1 protein-coding gene and 1 pseudogene are annotated in these 4,459 nt (G+C 72.7%); both read left to right on the forward strand.

The annotated features are described in order from the left end of the window. Positions 1-180 precede the first annotated feature (180 nt). Positions 181-3,414 (forward strand): SNF2-related protein, encoded by a 3,234-nt coding sequence (locus J1M39_RS07770; RefSeq protein ID WP_342356391.1) that lies wholly within the window; start codon positions 181-183, stop codon positions 3,412-3,414. Positions 3,415-3,664: 250 nt separating this feature from the next. Then, positions 3,665-4,459, forward strand: a pseudogene (locus tag J1M39_RS12630) (IS5 family transposase); the annotation flags it as partial.

The following is a 4,459-nucleotide window of genomic DNA, read 5'->3' on the forward strand; positions in this document are numbered from 1 at the left end:
GTCATCGTGATGACTCCATTCGAGGATTCTGTGGAAGGTTGACTCGACGGATCACACGGTGGCCGCGTCCACGTCTGAGACGACACGCCCGACCACCGGGCGCTACACCACTATGCGGGACTCAACTGCCGTCTGAGCGCCTCCGTCCAGGGCACCGCGCCCAGCCCCTACCGGGTGCAGGTGCAGCTGCAGGAGGCCTACGACGACGCCGCCGAGGACGGCGCCGGCGCCCTCATGGAGCCGGTGGGCGGGCGCTGCACGTGCCCGGTCGGGACGGACTGCAAGCACGTGGCCGCCGCGCTCTACCAGGTGGTCCGCCTCGACGCCGACCAGGCCCTCGACGACGCCCGCCGCAAGCTCGCCGAGATGGTCACCACGGCGGACGCGCTGCCCGCGCCCGCCGGCCGGGGCCACGACGGCGGCGGCCCGGCCGGCCTCGACGCCCCGGCCGCGGACGGGGCGGCACCCCCACCCCCTGCCGGCCTGGACTGGCGACGGGTCATGGAGCCGCTGGCCGGACTCCACGGCCCGCGCCGGGTGGGCACGCCGCCCGCGCTGGCGATCGGCGTGGAGCTCGTGGCCGAGTCCTCCCGCAACGCGTTCCAGCAGTGGGGCCCGGCGACCGCCGGGGAGGAGCAGGTGCGCGAGGGCCGCCCGCTGTACGTGACCGTGCGCCCGCTCAAGCGCGGGGCCAAGGGGACGTGGATCAAGGGCGGGCTGACGTGGAAGGCGTTCCAGTTCCCGCGCGCCGAGTTCGCCCCCGCCCAGGAGCGGGCGATGCGCCTGATCTGGCGTCAGGTCCAGGCCGAGGACTCCTACCCGGGCGACGCCTGGTTCGGTCTGCACGTCTTCGACTCCCCGCGGATCTGGCAGCTGCTCGCGGAGGCCCGCGAGGTCGGGGTGGAGCTCGTGCCGCTGGGGCTGCTGACGGACGTGGTGCTGGAGGCGCCCGTCGCCGTCGGGCTGGACGTCACCCGCGCCCCCGACGGCGGTCTGGACGTGGCCCCGTCCCTGGACCCGGCCCCGCCCGGCCCCGGGCTGTGCGGTGTGCACGCCGTGGGAGGCATCGGCTTCTACCGCGTGGAGCTCACGGACGAGGAGGCCGTGCTCCACCTGATCCCCGCCGCACGCCCCGTCCCCGAGGCCGTGCAGCAGCTCGTGCTCGCCGGCGGGCCCGTGCGCGTGCCCGCCGCGGACCGCGAGGAGTTCCTCGGCCGGATCTACCCGCGGCTGCGTGGCGCCCTGCCCGTGACCAGCGGCGACGCCTCCGTGGAGCTGCCCGAGTTCGAGCCGCCCGTGCTGCGGCTGCGCGCCGACTTCCGACCCGGCCACGAGCTCGTGCTGCGCTGGTCCTGGCTCTACTTCGACCCGCCCCGCGAACTCGGCCTCGACGCCGGCGGCGACCCCCTGCGGGACACCCGGCACGAGGACGCGGTGCTGCGCGCCGTGGCCGAGCTCTGGCCGCGCGCCGGCCGTGCGGAGGAGCAGGTCCTCGAGGGCGTGGGCGCCGCCCGGTTCTCCGAGCAGGTGCTGCCGCTGCTGCAGCGCGCGGACCACGTGCGCGTGGACGTCACCGGCGACCGCCCCGACTACCGCGAGCTGAAGGCCGCCCCGCGCATCGAGGTCGGCACGAAGGCCACGCAGAACGACTGGTTCGACCTCGGCGTGCAGGTCTCCGTGGACGGGCACGTGCTGCCGTTCGTGGAGCTGTTCACCGCGCTCGTGCAGGGCAGGACCACGCTGATCCTCGCGGACGGCTCCTACCTGGGCCTCGACCACCCCGCCTTCGACCGGCTGCGCGCCCTGCTCTCCGAGGCCGCCACCCTGCAGGAGTGGACCCCGGAGCACACCCCCGTCTCACGGCACCAGGTCGGCTTCTGGGAGGACCTCAAGGAGCTCGCGGACGAGGTGGACGAGGACCCGGAGTGGACCGCCGCCGTCGGGCGTCTGGCCGCCGTCGAGCGCCTCCCCGAGGCCCCGCGCCCCGCCGGCCTGAAGGCCGACCTGCGCCCCTACCAGGAGGAGGGCCTGCGCTGGCTCGCGTTCCTGTGGGAGCAGGACCTCGGCGGGATCCTGGCCGACGACATGGGCCTGGGCAAGACCGTCCAGACCCTCGCGCTCTTCGCCCACGCGCGCCAGGCCCGGCCCGAGCGGCCGCCGTTCCTCGTGGTCGCGCCGAGCTCCGTGGTGTCCGTGTGGGCGGCCGAGGCCGAGAAGTTCACCCCGGACCTCGACGTGCGCGTCCTGGACACCACCACCCGCAAGCGCGGCACCGCCGTGGCGGACGAGGTGGCGGGGGCGGACGTGGTGGTCACCAGCTACACGCTCCTGAGGATCGACGCCGGCCAGTACGGCGGACTCGACTGGGGCGGGGTGGTCTTCGACGAGGCACAGTTCCTGAAGAACCGCGCCGCGAAGGTGCACACGGTGGCCCGCGACCTGCGCGCCCCCTTCCGGCTGGCCATCACCGGCACGCCGATGGAGAACTCCCTCAGCGACCTGTGGGCGCTGCTGGGCGTCGTCGTGCCGGGCCTGTTCCCGAGCCACCGCCGGTTCCGCGAGACCTACGTGACCCCCATCGAGACCGGGGGGGACCCCGAGCGGATGGCGGCCCTGCGCCGCCGCGTGCGCCCGTTCATGCTGCGCCGCTCCAAGGAGCTCGTGGCGAAGGACCTGCCGTCCAAGCAGGAGCAGATCCTCCAGGTGGAGCTCGAGCCGGCCCACCGCAAGCTCTACGACCGCGTGCTCCAGCGCGAGCGCCGCAAGGTGTTGGGCCTGCTCGGGGACATGGACGGCAACCGGTTCACCATCTTCACGTCGCTCACGCTGCTGCGGATGCTCGCGCTGGCGCCGCAGATCGTCGACGACCAGTACGCCTCCGTGCCCAGCTCGAAGCTCGAGCGGTTCCTCGACGACCTCACCGAGGTGATCGGCGAGGGGCACCGCGTGATCGTGTTCAGCCAGTTCACGAGCTTCCTGCGGGTGATCGCCGAGGAGCTGGACCACCTGGAGATCGAGCACGCGTACCTCGACGGCTCCACGCGCGGGCGCGCCGACGTGATCCGCGGCTTCCGCGAGGGCGAGGCGCCGGTGTTCCTGATCTCCCTGAAGGCGGGCGGCTTCGGCCTGACCCTGACCGAGGCGGACTACGTGTTCCTCATGGATCCGTGGTGGAACCCCGCTGCGGAGGCGCAGGCCGTGGACCGGGCGCACCGGATCGGGCAGGAGCGGACCGTGATGGTCTACCGGCTCGTGTCCGAGGGGACGATCGAGGAGAAGGTGCTCGAGCTGCAGCGGCGCAAGGCCGAGCTGTTCGGCGCGCTCATGGACGAGTCCGACGACTCCGGAGCCGGCGCCTTCACCGACTCCCTCACCGCCGAGGACATCCGGGAGATGCTCGGCGCCGAGGAGTGAGGGCCGCGCGAGGCGGGCCGGACGTTTTCGTTCACGAAACGGCGGCGTGTCGCGACGTTTTCGTTCGGGAAACGGCGGCCCGCCCGCCCGTTTCGTCAACGAAAGTCGTCCCCGGGGCGCCGTTTCCCGAACGAAAGCGGGGGGTAGCCTCGGGCCATGCGTCGCCCGTCCCGTTCCAGCACCGCCGACCCCGCCAGCACCTAGGGCGTGTCTGAGAATAGATGCACGAGTCAGCTGAGACCCTGGGGACATGTCCCGGTTCCAGATGCTCTCCGACGCCCAATGGGAGTTGATCGCCCCGATGCTCCCGACCCGGACCGGCCGCGCCGGCAGGCCGTTCGCCGACGCCCGCACCATGGTGGAGGCGATCATCTACCGGTACCGGTGCGGAATCGCTTGGAGGGATCTGCCCGAGGTCTACGGGCCCTGGCAGACCGTGTGGACCTGGCATCGGCGCTTGGCCGAAAAAGGCACATGGGACACGGTGCTGGCCACGCTGACCGCCGCCGCTGACGCCGAAGGCCTGATCGATTGGTCGGTCTCGGTGGACTCCACGATCGCCCGCGCCCACCAGCACGCGACGAACATCACCCGCCACACAGGGGGATGGATCGAACTACAAGAATCCGCGTGAGGAGCCGGCCGATCACGGCATCGGGCGCTCCCGTGGCGGGCTGAGCACGAAGATCCATCAGCTCGTCGATGGGACCGGGCTGCCGCTGGTCAGCCTGATCACCCCCGGCCAGGCAGGGGACTCCCCGATGCTGCTTCCTCTTCTGGAGCAGCTGCGCGTGACCCGGCCAGTAGGGCGGCCCCGGACCCGCCCCGAGGCCGTGCTGGGCGATAAGGCGTACTCCTCCCGGGCGATCCGCACCCACCTACGCGCCCGTGGGATCAAAGCGGTCATCCCCGAACCGGCCGACCAGCAGGGCCACCGCAGACGGCGCGGTGCCCGCGGCGGGCGCCCCGTCAGCCTCGACGCGGCCGCCTACAAGGGCCGCAACGTCATCGAGCGCCAGTACGCGCACCTGAAGCAGTGGCGGGG

It is taken from the genome of Micrococcus sp. KRD077 (assembly GCF_017168505.1).
GTDB lineage: Bacteria > Actinomycetota > Actinomycetes > Actinomycetales > Micrococcaceae > Micrococcus > Micrococcus luteus.